Genomic DNA, 14,372 nt, shown 5'->3' with positions numbered 1-14,372 from the left:
CCGGACGGGTCGTTGGCCCTGAACGCGAAAGTGTCGGGAACCAGCCTGAAGGCTGTCCTCAAAGAGGGGAGTTTCACCACCCGCGTCTGCCTGAACGTCACATCGGCCGGTCAGGTGAACGCGGGCAACGTCAAGGTCAGCACCGACCCCACCCAGGGTGGAGCGCGAATCGCCGTCGTTGCCGGGGATTACGAATCCATTGAAAGCGTCCTGGCGAAACTCAGATTTGGCACCGTGGAAAGCGGCGTCCTGAAACTGGGTACCGAGACATTTAAGTACACCGCACCTCACGTTGCGACTTTTCAGAAGGGCACCGAAAAGTCTCCACTCCCGGTGGGCTGCACGTTTTCCGCTTCTCACTCCGCTCGGCTGATCTAAAGATCAACTACGGTGTACTTAACCTGTTTGACGGCGCCGACCAGCTTGGCGGCAACTACAAGGACGTCGGTGCGCTGTTTCTGAACAGTGATAAGGACGGCAAAGCCGACATCTTCAAGTACCAGGTCGTCGTTTTCACCACAGTTGAAAACGAATTGATTGACGGCGCGCACGCCAAAATGCTCCGCGCGTACATTCAGGCGGGTGACAAAATCCACGTGAGCGATCAGTCGTACGACTACGTCGAGCAGGCGTTTCCCGAGTACGTCGACTTCTACGGCTCAGACGGCACCCCCGAAATTGCGCCCGAGCAGCCCGATGAAGCTGCAGAGCGGGAGCGCTGAGCGCACCACAGACGCGGACGTCACGCCTGAACTCGGGGCCTGGCTGAAGTCAGTCACTTGCGAGGGGGGATGCGTGAATGCGAACGGAACCGTTCATATCGGGGGCTTCCTCAGCAGTTGGGCCGTCATGAACGGTGTCCACACCGGTCAGGCCAGTGCCCTGAAGACCTGGGTCTCCGGCCCAGTCTCCTGGAATGCAGGGGAGGGCGTCCGGCCGCCGAAGGTGACCCTCGATCACGGCGCGGGCCGGGTCCTGTACACCCCGTACCATACCGAACCCGGGGAGAGCGGCGGCGTCTCGCCGCAGGAGCGCATTCCTCCAGTACCTCGTGTTCGAACTGTAGTTCAGGTCCGGTGCGGCGCAGGGCTGCACCGGTGTTCCCTGACGCTGGCAGTTCCAGAAAAGGCACACCTTCTTCCGAGAAGGCGCGCGCCACTTTTTCTGAAACGTCTACCGGAGCACCTCGACCCTTCGGAGGCTGAACCCAGGCTTCCGCCTTCTTTTCCCTGGGCCCCCTCGAGCGGAACGGCGGCCTTCACGGTACGTGGCGCGTGCGGCTGTTCCCTTCCGTTTCAATTGTGCCCCGACTGCGCCCAGCAGGTACTTTATTGAGAACAGCCCAGGTTCGGGACGCCGAGCACGCTCCTTCTCTCACGGAACCTCACCCCCGCGGAACACCCTCCTTGATGCCGCGTCTCAAACGCACCCTGGTGTCAATCACTGCTTTTCGGGGACCGATTCCAGCAACATAAGTCGACTCTTGGAGTTTCCTTTTCGTTTTGGTGGGCTACTATGGCAATTGAAACCACAAAGATTAATATGAAGAATGAAGATCATTCTTGCTACTGTTCTGCTGGGTTTACTAGGCAGGAGTGGTGCCCTCGTGAATTATTTCATTGGTCTTGGCGGGCCCACACACTACGCAGTTGTGGGGAATGCGCCCTGGGGCTGGGCGGTCATGTCTCATCCCACAGCAGTACGAGACGGGAAGCAAATCTTCACCACATTGCACGTTCTCAGTCTCAGACAAAGCGATATTCGCGTTCAATGCAACACGTACACTATCGCCTTTCAAAAAAGAGCGCTGTTGAGGCTTACAAAAACAGTGGTGATGCGTCCAAGGCCAAACGACAGATACAGCGCTTACCTGCGCGAACTGCAGAAACCAAAAAACATCACGAGATGGATTTACGTACTCAGCAGCATATGTAAGAACAGCTATGGACTCTATGAGATGCGGTCCATAAGATTCGATTCCGAGAACAGGTTTGGCGTACCAGAAATGGGGATGGTGGAATTCACGCCTCAGAAAACGGCGCACGGCTGGGTATTCAAGCCAGTGCAGAAGTCGCAGCCCTCAACCCGCATCTAACCCCATTCCAGCAAAGACTGGAACATTTGTTATAAAGAGGCCAGGATGGCCAAGTCGAAACCAGACTGCGCTCCCTTGAGGTGTAACTGTCCGCAGAGCCGCCCATATGGCGACGGGGGTTTACCGAGGATGGGCCACCCACCAGCCCTGGCAGCGGCTTTCATCTTGGAGAACCTTCATTCAACGGAATTGAAGCGTCAAAGTGACTGTTCGGCCCGGGGCCGCTTCGCGCCGGGCAGTCACTTCGCCCTGAAACCAAGAGGAATCATGCAGACTTAAATAAGTCTAAGACGTATTCAAACTAGGGAAAGAGGGTCAACGACTCTACTTCTCGAGGGCAACTTCTAAGTCCTTTACATTCTGCTACGATTAGATCTTCGATTTCTTAAATGTCTCGAATTGATTTATTTACCAATGGCACTTTCAATTTCTTGGCCGTAGGTTCTATCGGCGAGAGCTCAGGTGTATAGGCTGGAAACGGGAGTGGAAAGATGTTGGTAGGAACGCTGAATTTCTTACTCATGTGCCCCCCGCTTGGTCGAACAGAAGCACAATAAGCTGTCGACCCTGAGGGTCGACAGCCCGACTGAACTCTCTCAGAGTGGTCTACATTCATGGGATGTTGCCCGTGGGAAAGATCAGGAATTCACTTTGGCCCGTCTGAGGTTCGACGAAAATGTAGGTATAGAGCCATTGATAACGCCGGCGTTGAGCAACCACAGGCCGCTTACCCCGAAGCGCCCAGAGGCGCTTCAACAGCGGCTTATTGATACCGGCTGAAGTTGCGGACGTTAGAATGGGTGGATGACGGACCGTTGGCTGCCCTCGCGCCTGACGCGAGCTCAACTTGAAGAACGTCGACTGCACTTCCTCAAGCTGCTCGAAACTGGCCAACACAGCAGCAAGGAACTCGCGGAGCTTCTGGGTGTCTCCATGAGTACTCTGCGCACCTGGAGGCACCTCCTGCGGCACCAGGGTCCAGGTGCACTGCAGGCCACCATCACCACGGGGAGAGTGCCAGCACTCTCCGGAGAGCAGCGAGAGACCCTGAAGCGACTGCTCAACGAAGGCGCACAGGTGCATGGCTTCCCCGACGCGAGCTGGACGACCCCGCGCGTCCGGGAGGTCATCGGTCGTCACTTCGACATCTGGCATCATCGCGACCACGTTCGGAGAATCCTGCACCAGTTGGGCTTCTCCCGCCAGAAGCCCGATCAACGCGCGCTGGAACAGAATCCCGAAGCGGTGGCCACCTGGATTCAGACCGTCCTGCCCGAGATCAAAAAAAAGTAACGGCGGGAGCGACCCTGGTCTTCCTGGATGAGGTGGGGTTCAGCCTGAAAGGCACGGTGAAGCACACCTGGGCGCTGCGCGGCCACACGCCCGTGGTGTATGGCAAAGCCAGCTGGGACAAGGTGTCGACTATCGGTGCACTCACCACTGCCGGCCAGTTCCTGCAACACACGCAACACGGCGCGTTCAAGAGTCCGGACGTGATTCGCTTCCTGCAGCACGTGTTGACGCACGTTCCAGGAGAGGTCGTGGTCGTCCTCGACAACGCCGGCATCCACAAATCGAAGGCCGTCACGGCCTTCGCAACAGGTGAAGCACGGCTGTCTCTGCAATATCTCCCGCCGTACGCTCCGGAACTCAATCCCATTGAACTGGTGTGGGCCTATGTCAAGCGCAACGTCCTGGGGAACTTCTGTGCACGGACACTGAAGGAATTGAAGGCGCGCCTCAAGGTTGGATGGGCGCGCGTCCGGTATGTCCGACTCCCTGCTCGCCTCCTCCACAGCTACCTTCCGTCCTAAACTTCAGCCGAGATCAATAAGGCCAAAACGTCCTTCGTCCTGTACCCAAAGGCGAACTTGCTTTTCAGGGTTAGGCGGCCTGTAGTTGCTCAACGCCGCTTCGACTTCTTTATGAACGCCCCATGTTCTTTGAGAGAAGCCGCCTCCGTATGCGTCGGTCGAGGAACCTGAATAGTAAAGCCAAGTCTTTTCAATTAGCCCCAGGCACACGCCTCTGTCACTTCAATCCCAAAATGCTCCTGGATATGTATCTTGACTTTCTTGCTGGTCCAAAGACCACCTGTTTCAGGCTCCCTCTGGAGAGTCTGAAATAATGCCTCTTGCTGGTCTCGGTTCAGAGCCGGATCAGACTTGTTAAACTGACGCTTCTCCAGAAGGGTCTGTTCGCCGTTGGCATTGTAGGTAGCAATCAACGTACTGATCGTTGTACGCGAAAACCCGGTTGCGTCAATAATCTCCGGAATTGACTTTCCTTTGCTTTTGAGCCAGATAATCTGCAAGCGGGAGCGTTCAAGAGGACGTTCGGCTTGGCGATACGCAACTTCAAGCTCTTCAAATGTATGGTGCGGAATTAGGGCAGCAGCTCTCATATCCGGAACTCATCTTAACTCTGTATGAGGCACCGTTGATGGTCTACAAAGCTATGCCAGGATGGACGGACTCTACAAGCGACGAGGCCCAATTTGGTCGCCGGATGGTCCAAGCGGCGGCGAAATTACCGTTTCCCTTGGACCCTCTGGCCTATTGGTACTCCGTTGACTGGCGGGAACCTGATGGATGGCGCCCGTGTTTCTGGGGTCAGCGCGGTACGGAAAGGGTGGGAATCCCCCGTGTTCTTCGCCAGCACTTTCAGACGCAACGGAGTACCAATAATGGTTGAGGCGAACGTTGCGGAAACCACTTGGGTCGCGTGGAGAACGGAGTTCTTGCGGAGAATCACACTGGCCCTTGGCTTTATTGTGAAAGACGCAGAGAGCCAGGGATAAGAAACAGAGTAACTGCTTACCACAAAACTGGTTCCCTTGGTGAGCAGTTACCCTGTTTCTTGAGTAGGGAGTGATCTCTATATTTTGTATACCGCTCGGCCCACATTTAACTCTTATTAACGAAACATACTCCTATAACTCCCCGTTGATTTATACTGAACCCTTCTGCAATTTCTTTACCAGAAAGACCGATATACTCTTCTATAGGCCGTGGCCTGCGGCTTCCCAGTTTATGGCGCGACGCGGATGATGGGACTGGGCTCACTCAGTTCTCCGCTCCTGCTCACCGCGCGCAGCACGTACTGCGAGTCCGCTTGCCCTTGCGGATCCGTAAAGGCCAGTTCGGAAAGAAGATCGGACACCTGGAGGGGTTGGGTGCCGGCCAGGCGGTACACCACGTACTGGGCTGCGCTGGGACCCCTGTCCCAGCGCAGCTGTACGCCTGCTTTTTCCGGCAGCAGCGTGGCGCGCAGGTTGATGGGCAAGGTTCCACCAGCCAACGCCGGGAGGGCAGCCGTGACGGGCGCGGCCGCCTGAGAGCGGTTGCCGGCACGGTCCAGGCTCCGCAGAGAATAGGTGTACGCGACCCCGCGAGTCGCAGAGGTGTCGGCGTAGGTGCGGACGCTGGCACCCGGCGTCGCCAGCACTGTCTCTGACGTATTCACGGCCGTACGGGTGACCTCAAAACCTGCGAGGTCTGGCACCTCGGCCTGACTCCAGTTCAGGGTCAGGCCCGTTGGGCCAACGGCAACAGGGGCGAGGATGGGAGATGGAGGCGGCGTGCGGTCCAGGAGCGTGGCGGCGACGCTCACCGAAGGTGCAGAGTCCACCTGCGTGGTGTTGACCGCCACCACACGGTACCGGTAGCGGGTCTGCACGCCCGGCGCAATGGCGTCCGAGTAGGTGGTGGCGGTGATCGGCAGGCCAGTCAGCAACAGCTCCTGGGTGACTGGTTGGTCGTCCTCTGCGCGGTAGACCCGGTAGCCGCGCAGGTCCCCTTCCGGATTGGCGGCCCAGTTCAGGATCAGGGCGCGCTCGCCAGGCGTGATTGTCAGGCCACCCGGAGCAGCAGGTGGCGTCAGGTTCTGTCCAACCGCGCTCGTGAGGCTGCCCCTGGGGCCGACCTGGCCGGTCTCGTCCACAACCGCCAGGGCGTACAGGTACGGAACGCCGCCCTCGACGCCCGCGTCGAGGTACCTGCCGACCGTGGGAGCCAGGCGGGCCACGACGCTCAGGTTGTCTGGTGTGGTTCCCCTCAGCACCATCTGCGTGCGGATACGTGGGTCGCTGCCAGGCGTCCAGTCCAGCGTGACGGTGCGGTTGCCGGAACTCGCGCGGGAGATTTCCGGGGCAGACAGTGGCGCGCGGGTCACGAGGGTCACGGGCGCGGTGGGTGCCGACTCCCGCCCAAACAGGTCCACGCTGGTCACCCGATAACGGTAGGACGCGCCCGGCCGGACCGCAGGATCGCTGAACACGTCTCCACCAGACCCCTGCGTCCGGAAAAATGGAGCGGGCTCCAGCCGTGTGAAGGGTCCTGTGGCGGAAGCCCGGTACACGTTGTAGGCCACCACCAGCCCCGTATCCGCGCCGACGGGCGCGGCCCAGGTGAGGCGCGCCGCTAGGCCGCTACCTGCCTTCACGGCGGAGGGGACGGGCACCGGGGGCGTGGGACCGGTACGGAAGGTGGTGCCACCCACGCGGGTCTGGCGGCCCCCGCTGACGGCATAGACGGTCGCGGTGTAGGTCCCCGGCGGAAGGTCCGTCAGGGCCGTGAGGATGCCCAGCGCGCGGGCGTAGGCGGGCCGAGCGACCACGTTCAGGTTGAAGATGGCGCGCTGAACCTTGTTGCCCTCGTCACTGATGGGCGGAGTATAGATGGCCGTTACGGCGTCGTACTCGCCCCGCGTGAGGCCCAGGGCCGCCGTGAAGGGTTGCGGTGAGGCCACGGGCACCGAGCGGACGCCCGCCGGACCCGTCACCTGAACCAGGAAGCCGCCGCCTGGAATCACGTCGCCCGGCAGGAACCAGCGCAGCAGTGCGCCGTCCGGGGTGGGCAGCGCCGCGACGCCAGCCTTGGCCGGCTCCGGGTTGGTCGGGGGGGTTTGGGCAACGGCGAGGCCAAGGGTAAGCGCGAGGATCAGGCTGGGAAGGGTACGCATGGTCTCCTTGAGGGAACGCGCGGGCGGCCGAAGACGGCGAGACCCGCGCGAAGCATCAGAACTTCACTTTCGTTTTGACGTTGAAACCAATGTCGGGAATGACGGGCAGGCTCACGTTGGCCGAGACCGACCCGTCGAAGTACCGCTCGGCGCTGGCCACGTGCAGTTTGCCGTCGAAGGTCATGTTCGCCGCGACCCCCACATTGATGCCGCAACCTCCGGCGCTGGCGCTGGCCTGGGCATCAAACTTCACGCCGCCGTCCAGGGCCACGGGCGCGTAGGTGATGCCGAACTCAGCGTCCAAGTTGGCGGTGGCCTTGATGTTCCAGTTCCAGCTGCAGACCAATAGGCTGCCGCTGTCTCCCTTCTCGAAGCCCCAGGTCACGCCCGCGCCGACGTTCACGCTGCCTTTGTCGATCATCAGGTAGCCGCGGCCTTCGGGCACGCTCGGAAGGTTCACGACGATGGGAGACTCCTTGGTCCCCACGTACAGGTGGTGGGCGTCGCCCGAGAACGGCGCGTACAGTTCGAGCGACCCACGCAACTTCATGAGGTCGTAGAGGTTCAGTTCGGCCACACCCGCGCAGTTCAGGCCGCCCACACTCGAGATGCCATTGGGACCCACGCACGCCTGCACCAGCAGGCGGCCATCGGTGAACTGGCCGAACAAGGGCGCGGAGATGCTCACCAGGGCGCGGCCATTCGGAGCGCTCTGGTTCAGCGTTTGACCTGTCTTGACCAGCCAGGCGTCGGCCTTCATGTCCAGGCCGCCCGCGGTGCCGACGCTCAAGATCCCCTTGACAAAAGGCTTGAACGGCGCGCCCGGATCCTGCTTCACGCTGAGCAACGCTCCAGCCTGGAAGATGGTGTTCGGCCCGGACTCCCGGAAGCGGGGCGCATTGTCCAGCCCGTTGGGCCAGTCCATGTTCACGACAACGCCGCCCTGAAGCTCGTAGACTTCCACCCGCTTGACGCTGATCAGCGGTTTGCCGAGGGCCGCGTTTCCGGCAGCGCTGGCAAGCACCGAACCGTACCCGACCGAGCCCGCCGTGTTTGGTTTGAAGTACTCGTAGTTCGTGCCGTTGAACCGCCCGAAGAGGGCCTTGGCCTTCACGTCGAGCAGTCCGGCCATATTCATCTTGCCGTCGCCGGTAAATTCAAGCCTGCCTTCATCTGTGAGCGCCCCGTCCAGGGTGATGTCAAAGGGCACCTTCGCCACCTCACCGGCCAGACGGATGCGTTCGGTCGTGACCTTCACGTCCTTTCCGCCCTGCACCCAGAAGAGGAGCGGGGCGTCGGTGGTGTTTACCGGGAGGTGCTCGTTGACCTGAAAGCGGCCCCGGAGGCCCAGGGTGTACGCGCCACTGCTCTGGCGCTGCACACCTACTTCAGCGGCGGCGAAGGGATAGCCGAACAGGGTCAGGTTGGTCTTTCCCGTCACGCTGCTCCAGGGGTGGCCGTCCACGCTGACGTCGCCGTTGCCGCTCATGGTCAGGTTGTTCAGATTCACGTCGCTCAGGTTCTGCGCGTTGTCGCGACCCACGTCTTGGAGGTGCCAGAGGGCGTTACTGAACACCACGCTGGCGACCCCCTGCTCGCTCCACGTCCAGACCCCCTGACCCAGGTCCAGGCTGGTTTTGCCGAACGTGTGTTTCTTGACAGTGCCGCTGGAAGTGAAGGTAAACCTCTCGCCAGACTTGGCATTGGTGTTCCAGCCCAGGGAGACGTTCATCCGCTCGTCCACGAGGGGCAGCACGACGCTGCCCGCGCCCCGGGTGGTCGAGATGCGGCCCGCCACCACGCTGGAGTGCAGGGCAGTAAGGTCCACGTCCCAGCCCAGGACGCCCGCGCTGCCCGCAGCGAGGTCGAGGGTGGTGACGTACCCGGAGAGGTTGTACGCCACGGGCGTGCTCAGCGTGACCGCCTGGCGCAGGATGGGGGTGCTGACCCGAAGCTGGGCGTCGGGAAACACCAGGCCCATCCAGTCATTGGACGGCTTGGCCTGGTCCTTGTAGGCCCCGGCGAGCGCGTCCGTGTTTTTCGCGGCCGACAGGTCCAGCGTCACCTCGCCGGCGCTGAGGCTCAGGCCGGGTTCGGGCAGGGCGACGTTCTGAATGGGGGTGGAGGCGTGCATGGCGGCCATCAGGTCGCCGCTGTCGGCGGCCAGGGGCGCGTCAGTGAAAGACAAGGTGGCCGCGGCGCGGCCCACTGCCGGCAGGGTGACGCTGCCGCTGAGGGCCGCGCCGTCCTTGGTCAGGGTCAGGCGGTCCACCCGCAGACCCAGGTCGCCCAGGCGGGCGTTGCGCACGCTCTGGCCGTTGAGCTCCACCGTGGTGGCCGGGCCACTGATCACGGTTCCACCGCTGGTGACCTGCTGGTCGGCAAAGGTGACGTTCACGCCGGCCAGGGGGGTGCCGCCCACAACAGGTGTGGCCGTGCCCGTGCCCGACACGGTGATCACGCCGCCCGGCATGACGCTGAGTTTGGTGATGGTGCTGACCACGACCTTGAACCCGCCGTAGCTCAGGGTGCCCGGCGCGTTCAGGGCGTACGTCACGGGACGGACCACGAGGGGGGTGGTGCCCGTGAACTCGAAGGTCAGGGTGTGGCGGCCGGGAAAGGTCTCGGTCCGGGTAAACGTGACCGGCGCGGTCGCGGTGCCCGACGCCTCGGTCAGGGTCAGGTCCACGTTCTCGACGGGCCGGCCATCCAGGACCCAGCGGCCGCTCAGGCGGCCACCGCCACGGTAGGAGACGGTCAGGGTCGCCTCGATGGGCTCAGCCGTGTTCAGGGAGAGGTCCGCATCTCGGAAGGGCTTCGTGAAGCTCAGGGTGGCGTTTTGCACGCCCAGCGCAATCTGCACCTGCTGGACGCTGGTGGTCCGCACGAGGTCGCCGCCGTAACTCCGGAACAGCAGCGTGACGGTGTAGGCGCCCGACTTCATGTAGGTGTGGTCCAGCGTCACGTCCGCGCTGCTGTTCAGGCGCTCGCTGGTGCCGTCGCCGTAGTCCACCACGTAGACGCCCTCGGGCAGCATCCCGGTGACCCGGAAGTGGTATCCCGCCCCGAGATCGTCCGTGTTCAGCACCTGCATGGCCTCGCGGGGCGGCAAGCCCACGGTGAGGGACGCGCTCGCGCCCAGGATGCCGGGGAGGCGGCGGTAGGACACCTGGGCGACCTTGACCACGAAGGGGCCGGGTTGGGCGTACACGTGCGTGGCGGTGAGGGCCGCCTGACCCTGGATGTACTGCCCAGCGCCGTCGCCCCACTCCAGCAGGTACTCGGCGCCCGGCAGCAGGCCACTGAGCTGCGCGGTGGCGGTCAGGGTCACCGCGCTCACCGTCAGGACCGGGGCCACGGCGCTGACCGTGACGGTGCCCGTGGCCGTGCCCACGCCCGGCGACGTGAGGGTCACGGTGTACGTGCCGGGCAGGGCGTAGGCGTGGGTCTTGCCGGCCGCCGCGCTTCCGGTGGTGGTGTCTGACGCGCCGTCGCCCCAGTCGAGGGTATAGGTCAGCTCGGGTTCCAGGCCGGAAAGCGCGGCGGTGGCGATCAGGTCCTGCGCGCTCAGCGCGAGTGCGCCCGCCGGAACGCCCACCGTCAGATTCTGCCGGACGCCGCGCGGGTTGACGGTCAGGAGCAGCGGGTACTCCCCTGGCGCCGCATAACGGTGGGTCAGGGTGGTGGTGGTCACGCCGGTCACGGGGACCGGGGGGGTGCCGTCGCCCCAGTCGAAGGTCGAGGTCAGGGCCGGAACCAGTCCACTGAGGGTGGCGGTGGCGTTCAGGCGCTCGGCGCTGGCCGTCAGGACCGGGGTGGGCACCGCGACTTGGATCAGGTAGCCGCGCGAACTGTACCCCTGCGCCTGGTCCACGTGGAGGCCGAAGAAGCCTTCTTTGAGGTAGCTGTGCGTGCGCTGCGCGGTGGTCACGCCCGTGATGGCTTCGGTCGTGCCGTCGCCCCAGTCGAGCGTGTAGCTCAGGGCGGGAATCAGGGAGCTCAGGTTCGCCGTGACCGTCTGCCCGGCCTGCACCGAAACGTGGCCGTCTTGCCCTTCTCCCGGCGTGACCGTCAGGCCTGCATCGGGCCCGCGCACGGCGACGTCCAGCGTGACGGGCGAAACACCGCTCCTCGTCACCGTCACGGTGAAGGTGCCGGGCTGGCCGTACGTGTGGGTGAGCTGCGCGGCGTCGGTGGTCGGCGTGAGGGTCTCAGAGGTGCCGTCGCCCCAGGTCAGGGTGTAGGGATCGCCGCTCAGCAGCCTACCCAGCGTCAGGGAGACGGTCAGCAGGTTGTCGCCCGTGCCGGTGACCGTGGGGACAGGCAGGCCAGCGGTGACGGTCGCCGTTACAGTCACTGTCTCCGGAGCGCCCAGCGTCACCCTGTAGGTGCCGGGGGCGCTGTACCTGTGGGTCTTCTGGGCTGTGGCCGCTCCCGTCACGGTGTCCGAGGTGCCGTCGCCCCAGTCCAGGGTGTAGATCAGCGCCGGGACGAGTGCGGACAGCCGGGCCGTGGCGGGCTCGCGGACGACCGGAGTGGCTGGCGCCACGTCCAGTACAGGGGCCGGGGCGGCGACCGTCACTTTGTTCTGAAGTTTGAGCGTGTCGGGCCCGCTCAGCGTCACGGTGAACACGCCGACCGAGGCGTAGGTGTGGGTGCGGACCGGAGGGCTCTGGCGGTTGACGAATTCATAGCTGCCGTCGCCCCACTCCAGGGTGACCAACCTCTGCGGCAGGTTGGTCAGTTCGGCCGTGACCGTTTCCCCGATCAAAACGGTGGCGGGCGCAACCTTCAGGGCGGGCACCGGATCGGCCACCACCACCGTGACTGACACCGGCGTGGCGGAAACGGGCGTGACCGTGATGCCGTACCCGCCGGCCCGCGCGTAGGTGTGCGTCTGCTGCGCGGTCGTGGCCGTGGCCTTCAAGGGATCCCCCCGGACGCCGTCGCCCCAGTCGAGCTGGTACTCGTAGCCCGGCAGCAGGTTGCTCAGGTGGAGCGTCACGGTCAGGGCGTCCGGCGTGGCCGAGACCCCCGGGACCGGCACGGTCGTCGTGGCCGTGACGAACACGGTCTTGGTGCCGGAAGCCTCCAGGTACACCGCGCGGCTGCCCGCTTCCGAGTAGGCGTGGGTGCGCACGGCGGTCGCGCTGCCCGTCAGGGTGTTGGTCGTGCCATCACCCCAGTTCAGGGTATAGGTCAGCGAGGGAAGCATCCCGGAGACCGTGACCGTCATGGGCTGCCCCAGCGGCGCGCTTTCAGGCGTAATCGACAGGCTCGCGTCGGCCACGACCAGCGTCACCTCGGTGACGACGGGCGCTCCCCCGTAGAGCGGAGTCACGACCACGCGGAAGGTGCCGGGGCGAACGTAGCGGTGGACGAGGACGGCGGGCAGGTTGGTTCCAGGACTGCGGAACTGTTCGGAGGTGCCGTCACCCCAGTCAACCGAGGAGGGCTGCGGGAGCAGGTTGCCCACCGTCAGGGTCAGCGTCAGCTGCTCCTGTTCGGTGCTCAGGGTGGGTACCGGCAGTTCCACGGACACGGCCGCCGTGACGGTCGTGACGCCCGGAGCGCTCAACGTGACCGTGAAAGTACCGGGGATGTACGTCCGCGTGCCGGTGTACGTGGCCACTCCGGTCACGGTTTCCACGGGACCGCCGTCTCCCCAGTCGAACGTGTACGTCAGGGCGGGCACGAGTCCCGACAGTGTGGCCGTCACCGTCTGCCCCACCACCGCGCGGGTGGGGGTCAGCGCCAACGCCGCCGCCGGCGCCGTGATGGTCACGGAAGCGGTCGCCCGGTCTCCACCCGGCAGCGCCACCCGCACGGCATAGGTGCCGGGCTTGCCGTAACCATGCGTGCGGGTCAGCTGCGCTTCAGTGGCCGTCAGCGTTTCCGCCGTTCCATCGCCCCAGTCCAGCGTGTAGGTCAGGCCGACGATCAATCCCGAAATCGAAGCATTGGCGGTGAGGTCGGTGGCGCCCACTTCCAGCGCGGGGGGCGCACTCAACTGCAGCGTGGTGGTGACCGGAGACATGCTGGGCGCTGTGAGGCCCACCGTCACCGTGCCAGGCTGCGCGTAGGGGTGCGAGAAGCGTGCCGCGGTGCCCGTCGGCGTGAACGCCTCGGTGGTCCCGTCACCCCAGCTCAAGCTGTAGAGCTGACCTGGGGTGAGCTGGCCCAACTCTGCTACGGCGTCGAGCCGCACGGCTGTGACCGCCAGGACCGCTGCAGGAAGGCGCGTAATCACGGAGGCCGTCACGGGCGTGCTGCCCCTGGGCGTGACCTGAACCGTGAAGGTGCCGGGCTGGCTGTAGGCGTGACTCAGGGTCGCGGTCGCAGCGGTGGCGGTCAGGGGTTCGGTCGTTCCGTCTCCCCAATTCACCGTGTAGCTGTAATCCGCGAGCAGGTTGCCCAGACCCAGGGAAGCCGTCAGGGCGGTGGAAGTCGCCGCCACGGTCGGAACGGGCATGCCAACCGGCAGGCTGAACGTCGCTGGAGTGGTCCCGGTTGCGGAGAGCGTCACGGTGTATGTCCCGGGCTGCGCGTACGTGTGCGTCTTCTGGGTGGCAGTGCTGCCAGTGATGGTTTCGGTGGTGCCGTCTCCCCAGTCGAGCGTATACGTCAGGGCGGGAACCAGGGCCGTCAGGTTCGCTGTGACCGTCTGGCGAATCAGGGGAGCGCTCGGCGTGACCGTCAGCACGGAGTTCGGCGCGTTCACTGTGACGGGCGTCGTCACGGGCGTGCTGCCCCTGGGCGTGACCTGAACCGTGAAGGTGCCGGGCTGGCTGTAGGCGTGACTCAGGGTCGCGGTCGCAGCGGTGGCCGTCAGGGGCTCGGTCGTTCCGTCGCCCCACGCGACGCTGTAGGGGTACCCGCTCAGCAGGTTGCCCAGATTCAGGGAAACGCTCAAACCACTTGCCGTTCCGCTGGCCGTCGGGGCGGGAACAGCCGCTGTCACGCTGGCCGTCACCGGCGTGGTCGCGGGAGAGGTAAGGGTAACGCTATAGCTGCCCGGGGCGCTGTACCGGTGCGTTTTCTGGGTGGCGGCGGTGCCGGTGATGGTTTCGGTGGTGCCGTCTCCCCAGTCGAGCGTATAGGTCAGGGCGGGAACCAGGGAGCTCAGGTTCGCCGTGACCGTCTGGCGAATCAGAGGAGCGCTCGGCGTGACCGTCAGCACGGAGTTCGGCGCGTTCACCGTGACGGGCGTCGTGACTGGAGCGCTGCCCCTGGGCGTGACCTGAACCGTGAAGGTGCCGGGCTGGCTGTAGGCGTGACTCAGGGTCGCGGTCGCAGCGGTGGCGGTCAGGGGTTC

Annotated in this window: 8 protein-coding genes; 4 read left to right on the top strand and 4 right to left on the bottom strand. The window is 64.0% G+C overall.

Annotated features, from left to right (window positions below; translation table 11 throughout):
• Positions 1-30: 30 nt before the first annotated feature.
• Complete coding sequence (locus tag B9A95_RS30500) at positions 31-378, top strand: hypothetical protein (protein ID WP_139807180.1); 348 nt, start codon at positions 31-33, stop codon at positions 376-378.
• Here B9A95_RS30500 and B9A95_RS32975 read toward each other — a convergent pair.
• Positions 375-596, bottom strand: a complete 222-nt coding sequence (locus B9A95_RS32975; protein ID WP_139807179.1) for a hypothetical protein — start codon at positions 594-596, stop codon at positions 375-377. The genes B9A95_RS30500 and B9A95_RS32975 overlap by 4 nt on opposite strands.
• Here B9A95_RS32975 and B9A95_RS36490 point away from each other — a divergent pair, their 5' ends adjacent.
• The 3 genes from B9A95_RS36490 (at position 597) to B9A95_RS34890 (ending at position 3,909) form a co-directional block, all read left to right on the top strand.
• Positions 597-722, top strand: coding sequence for a hypothetical protein (locus B9A95_RS36490; RefSeq protein WP_281255912.1), 126 nt, complete (start codon positions 597-599; stop codon positions 720-722).
• A gap of 827 nt (positions 723-1,549) precedes the next feature.
• The gene (locus tag B9A95_RS30490; RefSeq protein WP_084051341.1) at positions 1,550-2,095 is read left to right on the top strand and encodes a hypothetical protein; all 546 of its coding nucleotides are present in this window, start codon (positions 1,550-1,552) and stop codon (positions 2,093-2,095) included.
• Positions 2,096-2,899: 804 nt separating this feature from the next.
• A protein-coding gene (locus tag B9A95_RS34890) for an IS630 family transposase (RefSeq protein ID WP_425429995.1) occupies positions 2,900-3,909 on the top strand; the annotation gives its coding sequence in 2 pieces (ribosomal slippage) (positions 2,900-3,374 and positions 3,374-3,909; 1,011 coding nt in all).
• A 194-nt stretch (positions 3,910-4,103) separates the two neighbouring features.
• Here B9A95_RS34890 and B9A95_RS30480 read toward each other — a convergent pair.
• The 3 genes from B9A95_RS30480 to B9A95_RS30470 form a co-directional block, all read right to left on the bottom strand.
• Positions 4,104-4,499 carry a helix-turn-helix domain-containing protein gene (locus B9A95_RS30480; RefSeq protein ID WP_084051340.1) on the bottom strand — a complete coding sequence of 132 codons (396 nt, stop codon included), beginning with the start codon at positions 4,497-4,499 and terminating at the stop codon, positions 4,104-4,106.
• Positions 4,500-5,125: 626 nt separating this feature from the next.
• On the bottom strand, positions 5,126-7,057 hold the full coding sequence (locus B9A95_RS30475; protein WP_084051339.1) for a fibronectin type III domain-containing protein: 1,932 nt from the start codon (positions 7,055-7,057) through the stop codon (positions 5,126-5,128).
• Positions 7,058-7,112: 55 nt separating this feature from the next.
• A partial coding sequence (locus B9A95_RS30470) for a PKD domain-containing protein (RefSeq protein WP_139807178.1) occupies positions 7,113-14,372 on the bottom strand: 7,260 nt, incomplete at its 5' end.

This window comes from Deinococcus hopiensis KR-140 (genome assembly GCF_900176165.1).
GTDB classification, from domain to species: domain Bacteria; phylum Deinococcota; class Deinococci; order Deinococcales; family Deinococcaceae; genus Deinococcus; species Deinococcus hopiensis.
Note: the sequence above shows the minus strand (reverse complement) of the source record. Positions and strands in the feature narration are given on the sequence as shown.